This is a genomic window from Budvicia aquatica DSM 5075 = ATCC 35567 (genome assembly GCF_000427805.1).
Classification (GTDB): Bacteria; Pseudomonadota; Gammaproteobacteria; order Enterobacterales; family Enterobacteriaceae; genus Budvicia; species Budvicia aquatica.
This window is the reverse complement of the sequence record NZ_ATYS01000025.1, coordinates 78,089-84,623: the sequence shown is the minus strand read 5'-3', so window position 1 is coordinate 84,623 and position 6,535 is coordinate 78,089. Positions and strand designations below refer to the sequence as shown.

General features: G+C 47.7%; 6 protein-coding genes and 1 pseudogene. 4 read left to right on the top strand and 3 right to left on the bottom strand.

What is annotated here, in order from left to right:
• Nucleotides 1–222, top strand: a pseudogene (locus YWE_RS0111560) (IS4 family transposase); the annotation flags it as partial.
• A 207-nt stretch (nt 223–429) separates the two neighbouring features.
• Here the strand turns inward: YWE_RS0111560 and YWE_RS27120 are convergent.
• Complete coding sequence (locus YWE_RS27120; protein ID WP_051323304.1) at nt 430–966, bottom strand: hypothetical protein; 537 nt, start codon at nt 964–966, stop codon at nt 430–432.
• 99 nt (nt 967–1,065) lie between these two features.
• On the bottom strand, nt 1,066–1,935 hold the full coding sequence (locus tag YWE_RS0111550) for a phosphorothioated DNA-binding restriction endonuclease (RefSeq protein ID WP_029094677.1): 870 nt from the start codon (nt 1,933–1,935) through the stop codon (nt 1,066–1,068).
• Nucleotides 1,936–2,224: 289 nt separating this feature from the next.
• Between YWE_RS0111550 and YWE_RS0111545 the strand changes: the two genes are divergently transcribed.
• The 3 genes from YWE_RS0111545 (at nt 2,225) to YWE_RS0111535 (ending at nt 5,572) form a co-directional block, all read left to right on the top strand.
• On the top strand, nt 2,225–3,496 hold the full coding sequence (locus tag YWE_RS0111545) for a nucleoside permease (RefSeq protein WP_029094676.1): 1,272 nt from the start codon (nt 2,225–2,227) through the stop codon (nt 3,494–3,496).
• A gap of 89 nt (nt 3,497–3,585) precedes the next feature.
• Nucleotides 3,586–4,605, top strand: a complete 1,020-nt coding sequence (locus YWE_RS0111540) for an ADP-ribosylglycohydrolase family protein (RefSeq protein ID WP_036015804.1) — start codon at nt 3,586–3,588, stop codon at nt 4,603–4,605.
• Entirely contained in the window at nt 4,592–5,572 is a 981-nt protein-coding gene (locus YWE_RS0111535) for a PfkB family carbohydrate kinase (protein ID WP_029094674.1), read from the top strand. The genes YWE_RS0111540 and YWE_RS0111535 overlap by 14 nt, the downstream gene beginning before the upstream one ends.
• Nucleotides 5,573–5,669: 97 nt before the next feature.
• Here YWE_RS0111535 and YWE_RS0111530 read toward each other — a convergent pair whose 3' ends face one another.
• Nucleotides 5,670–6,416, bottom strand: a complete 747-nt coding sequence (locus tag YWE_RS0111530; protein WP_029094673.1) for a GntR family transcriptional regulator — start codon at nt 6,414–6,416, stop codon at nt 5,670–5,672.
• Nucleotides 6,417–6,535: the final 119 nt, after the last annotated feature.

Sequence of the window (6,535 nt, the reverse complement as noted above, 5' to 3'; positions counted from 1 at the left end):
ATCGAATGGAAGTTACTGTGGGTCAAACAGGAAGGAAAAGAGTTGCCGAAAAAGGCACCGAACCTGAAATGGGCGTATCTGTCGTTGGCTAAAATGGGTCACTGGCATGATAGCAAACGCACGGGACGGGCTGGCTGGATAGTGATATGGGAGGGGTGGTTCAAACTTCAGGATATAGTTGAAGGCTACAGGCTGGCGAAGTCTCTTGATCAGGAGATCTGATCAAGAGACAGGTTGAAAAACGGGGTCCGGCCCTTAAGCCAAATACTCACTGGTTATAAAACCGGGATGATTCGCTGCGCTCACCCTGCGAGCAATTCGCTATGCGAATGTTTGCTTCACCTACGGCCCGCGTTCCCGTTTTCATGGGGATGAGCAGACCGGGGAATCATCCCGAGGATCAGGGGTATAAATTCCAACGCCCAATATTTACTTATTGGTAAAACTGACCGTCATCGGTATCTGTTGCTTGCCTAACTTATCTTTAAGAGTGACATTCACTTTCCAAACGCCTTTAGGATCGCCCTCTTCGCTGGTAAAGCCGATCACCGGAATAGCCATCGTCAGATCGGTCACGTTACCAACCAGCATGCCTTGAAAACAGGCTACGTCTTTCTTACTAAATGACGCACTGCCGTCGGGCTTAACCAACTGTAAATCACAGGCAATATCAACGGCCTGGTACTCATTAACGGTCGGATTAGAGAAAAAGGTAAGCACAAAAATCTGTTCACCCTTAGTCACGTTTTCAACCCGATGAAAATCAGGCAGTGCATCTGGCACGATGGTCCAGTTATCATCCCATTCAGAATTCGATGTCGCCACCAACATCCCGCTAAAACCGCTGCCAGAGTGCAATGCCCCGACATATTTAGGGAAAACGACGCCCTCTCGCCAATCCGTTTGCGCCAAGGCCAAACAGGAATAAAAACAGAGAGAAAGAGCTACTAGCAAGCGTGATGTCATTAATGAATATCCTTTTTATTTAACAATAGGGGAATAAGTGTGTTGTTTAACTACGTTAACCACTACGCAGGAAAAAAGGTATGGCATAAAGAATATATACTATCCCCGAAAAACCTCACGATGGTGCCAATAAATAAATGAATCCTGAGGATAATCCCCTTTATTTTTTGGTAATTCAATCTCTTTACCAGCAAAATCCCAAAATAGACGTTCAACAATATTATTACCATTAACGCCTTGGGATACGAGCAACTTCATATGTTCATCAATAGCAATGGCTCCCATATCAAATGCTGCATGGTGCAGTGAACATAATGCCAGACCATTATTAACTGAACAGGGGCCACCAGACTGCTTCCATTTGATATGCGCTGCTTCTAACCCAACAGGAATACAATCATGCTTAAGATTATAGCCGCATACAGCGCACTGATAATTATAGGCGCGTAAAACCGACTGTCTAAATTTAGGATCGCGCTCCTTACGTACTTCCGTCAACGAAAAACCTAACCGATTGGCAATAATATCCTGAACACTCTCAGGAAAATGCGCCTCTAATAGGTACTGAGCTAATTTATCAAGAAGCTTTGGTTTATCCTTCAATAACTGATAGGCAGCCTCATCAAAGCCGCCCGCAACGCCAAAGTCTATCAACTCCCGTTTTGGAGGCTCTTTGCTCCCAATTCGGGGGGAGCAACGCTCTGCATTCTTAAGCGACCAAAAGCCATCCCCCTGTAAACGCCAGAATGGCATTGCAGGATAGTGAGATCGCCGGCTTGGTCCAAAACTATTTAATAATTCTAGTAAAGGCCCCTGGATTTCCGAACCAAAATCAAAAAAACGCTGATGCCCTTTTTTATATTCAGATAAGACGTACAGTAACAAAAGAGGCTTGTGAGGAGCTCGTTGCTCACCCTTTTTCCATATGGTTATTCTAGAAAATGCTTCTTGTAAGCTTTGTTTGTTCATAGCACTCCAGCCGACAAATTCTATTACACCTATCAACGGCAATAATAAGTGATCTCATACCCAAATATTTTTAAGATACAAGATATTGTGCAGTATCTTATGCGATACAACGCCAAGAAAATACCGGCTATTTAAGCTTTCTCATCAAGGATGAACCAATACGCTCAACGCGAAACAATGTTAACCAGCTCAAAGAATCCATTTAATGGTATTGCAAAGGTATTACCAAGTGGTATTGTCATAAGGTACCCGATAATACCTATTGCCAGTAACATGGAAGGAATGAAAGATGAATAAAATAACAGCAAAACTCTCATTCATGATGTTCATTGAATGGTTTATATGGGGGGCCTGGTTTGTCCCTCTTTGGCTCTTCCTGAACGGAAGCGGATTTACTCCCTCTCAAATCGCTTGGTCTTACGCCTGTACGGCGATTGCCGCGATTATCTCCCCTATTCTGGTGGGATCAATTACCGATCGATTCTTTGCCGCCCAAAAAGTCCTCGCCGTACTGATGTTTGCCGGTGCTATTCTGATGTTCTTCGCCGCTCAGCAAACCGAGTTCAGAACATTTTTCCCGCTGCTGCTGGCCTATGCTTTGACCTATATGCCAACTATCGCATTAACCAATAGCATTGCGTTTTCAAACGTAGAAGACGTTGAGCGTGACTACCCGCGCATTCGGGTAATGGGCACCATTGGCTGGATTGCATCAGGTATTGCCTGCGGCTTCTTGCCTGCAATGATGGGCTTTGGTGATATTTCAGCGACCAATATTCCGTTGCTCGTTACCGCGGCCAGCTCTGCTCTGCTGGGAGTATTTGCCCTCGTCCTGCCAAACACCCCGCCGAAGGGAACAGGAAAAATGAGCATGAAAGTCATGCTGGGTCTGGACGCCATCGTATTACTCAAAGACCGCAACTTCTTAGTGTTTTTTGTCTGTTCATTCCTGTTTGCTATGCCGCTGGCCTTCTACTATATCTTTGCCAATGGCTACCTGACCGAAGTCGGTATGAAAAACGCAACCGGCTGGATGACGCTGGGACAGTTCTCTGAAATCTTCTTTATGCTGGCCCTGCCGTTCTTTACCAAACGTTTTGGTATTAAAAAGGTATTACTGCTGGGCTTAATTACTGCGGCTATTCGCTACGCTTTCTTTGTTTACGGTGGCGCAGATCATATCTTCACCTACGGCCTGCTGTTCTTAGGTATTCTGCTGCACGGCGTTAGCTACGACTTCTACTATGTGACCGCCTATATTTACGTTGATAAAAAAGCGCCGATTCATATGAGAACCGCGGCTCAGGGCCTTATTACCCTCTGCTGTCAGGGGTTCGGTAGCCTGCTGGGTTACAGCCTGGGCGGCCAGATGATGGAGAAGTTATTTGCCAACGCAGAACCCATCAACGGTCAGACATTTAACTGGGCTGGCATGTGGGGATTCGGTGCCGGCATGATTGTAGTGATTACCCTGATCTTTATGCTGATGTTTAAAGAGTCTGACGGTGATATCAAAGAGATTGATGTTCCCCAAGACAACGGTAAACCCGCTACAGCCTGATTAACCAGACCGTAAAATATTATCCGTTTTTATTTGCCGCTCTCAGGCAAATAAAAACGCAGCAGTCAGTCAGAAACTAAGGATTTATGATGAACAAAGAGAAGCGTATTTTAGGCGCCTTTTATGGCCAGGCTTTAGGTGATGCGATGGGTATGCCATCAGAGCTATGGCCCCGTTCTCGGGTCAAATCATACTTTGGCTGGATAGACAGCTTCTTGCCCGGTCCGAAAGAAAATAACGCTGCCTGCTACTTTAATACCGCAGAATTCACCGACGATACCTCAATGGCACTGGCACTGGCCGATGCCATTATCGAATGTCACGGCAAGATAGAGCCTGAAATTATCGGTCGGAATATCATGCGCTGGGCAGAAAAATTCGATGCCTTTAACAAAAATGTACTCGGCCCTACGTCTAAGATCGCCCTGAATGCAATTAAGCAGGGAACGCCGATTGCTGAATTAGAAAACAATGGCGTGACCAACGGCGCCGCGATGCGGGTGTCACCGCTGGGCTGCCTGCTGCCAACCCGCTCTCTGGACGATTTTATCGATCAAATCACCATCGCCTCCAGCCCCACCCATAAATCTGACGTGGCTATTGCCGGCGCGGTGGCCGTAGCATGGGCAATCTCTAAAGCTATCGACGGTATAAACTGGGCGCAAATTTGCGACCAGCTACCGGCGGTTGCCAAAGCAGCGCAGGAAAAACGCGTAACAACCTTCAGTGCATCAATGGCCGCCCGAATCGAGCTGGCGCTGTATACCGCAAGAAATGCCACCGGTATTGAACAAGGTATGGAGCAGATTTATCAATTAGTCGGGGCAGGAACCAGTACCATCGAGTCAGTGCCTGCGGCGATTGCCATGGTTGAACTGGCCGGAACGGATCCTAACCGCTGCGCAATACTGTGCGCTAACTTAGGCGGAGATACCGATACAATCGGCGCGATGGCAACGGCTATTTGCGGTGCTTTGCACGGTATCGATGGTATCGATATGAAACTTAAGCAGCAGTTGGATCGGGTCAATCAGCTTGATTTCACCCGCTACAGTCAGTCATTTATGACACTGCGAACCCTCAGGGAAAAGGCTTATGACAACGTCTAAACTGATTAACCAACTGCCTACGCTGGCTAACCGCCGCCCGGTATGCGTAGTGGGCGCGGCGGTTATCGATGTTATTGCCGATGCCTATTCACTGCCCCATCGGGGCAGTGATATTGAGCTACACCAGCAGGGCGTCAATATTGGCGGCTGTGCGTTGAATATTGCAATTGCTTTGCATCGGCTGGGGATGACATCCCTTAATGCCTTACCAATGGGAAAAGGTATTTGGGCGGATATTATCCGTAAAACCTTGGCAGAAAATGAGATCGTCTCAGCCATTGAAACCGACAAAGGTGATAACGGTTGGTGTCTGGCGCTGGTTGAACCCGACGGGGAACGTACCTTTCTTTCCATTAGCGGAGTAGAAAACCAATGGGATCGCCACACGCTGGATAACCTGAAAATTCAGGCGAACTCTCTGGTTTATCTTTCAGGTTATCAGCTTTCTTCGTCCTGCGGAGAAGTGCTGATTTCGTGGGCGGAGTCACTACCTGACAGCATCGATCTGTTTATCGACTTTGGCCCGCGTATTTCAGACCTGTCGGCTGAACAACTTGCTCGCTTAATGGCCTGTAAGCCAATGGTTTCACTAAATCGCCAGGAAGCTGAATATATTGTCGCAACGCTCTCCGGCACGCCGGGTAAAGAACTCGATACCGAAGCATTGGCCGAAGACTGGTTCAAACATTACGCCAGTCCGTTAGTGATTCGAGTGGATAAAGAAGGGGCATATTACCGTGACAGCCTGACTGCCGGCTGGGTCGCCCCGTTTGAAACCACGGTAGTTGATACTATCGGTGCGGGTGATAGCCATGCCGGCGGCGTTCTGGCCGGGCTGGCTTCCGGCTGGCCGCTCAGCGAGGCGGTTATGCTGGGCAATGCGGTGGCTTCATACGTTGTCAGCCATCGGGGTGGCGACTGTGCGCCGCTAAAAGAGCAACTTATCGACTATTTAGCCCGATATTAATCACACGGCTGAAAGATAAGGGAATATCTTTCTCAAACCGCTGCCCTTAGGCGCTCTGGACCCGTAGCCCTTTGGACTTAAAGACACGGCCGCCCGGTTACTCTTCAGAAACAAAGACATACATATCGCTACGGCACTGATTAATACTGTACTCAATCGGTATATTTTGGTGATCGAAGGCGACCTGCTTAATCACCAGCACCGGAACTGAATTTTCCAGCTTAATATGCGACTGGAAATCAGCATCCGGCATACGGGCACTGACTTTGCTTTTGGTACGCTGAGGAAAAATATTCTGGCTGCGGAAATAGTCATACAGCGACAGGCCGATATCATCGACCTCTTTAATCAGCGCCACCGGTACGTAGGACTCTTCAATCGAAACCGGCTGATTATCCACATAGCGGATGCGCTTTAGCATAAAGACATCGCTGTTCGACGGGATCTTAAGCTCTGCGGCAACGTCTTCCGAACATCTAATCACACTCTTATTAACCCACAGGGTATCGGGCTTTTTCCCCCGCAAAACCACCTGTTGAGAAAAGCCTTTGGCTTCTTTAAGCGAATACTCAAACTTATCGCTGATCTGGGTACCGTAGCCTCGGGAACGAATAATTACCCCTTCCTGATCGAGCAGTTCCATTGCTTTGCGCACCGTAATACGCGACACGCCGGTTTGCTGGCTCAGCTCCCGCTCGCCGGGCAACATATTTCCCTGATGTAATACGCCGGTGCGTACTGCAAATTTCACCGTATCGGCAAATTTCACGTATAAGGGTGTATTATCGGTTTGGGAAAGCCGCGTACAAAGCTGTTGGATCAGTGATGAATGTGCTGGGTTCATATCAGTCTGGTTACCAGAAAAAGTGTATAACAGTCGACGCAGCTCTGGGCTTAGTCAAAGTAATACCATTATACTACCACTGGTTTTATCGGCGTTGATCTATCCCGCAGTTTTATTAT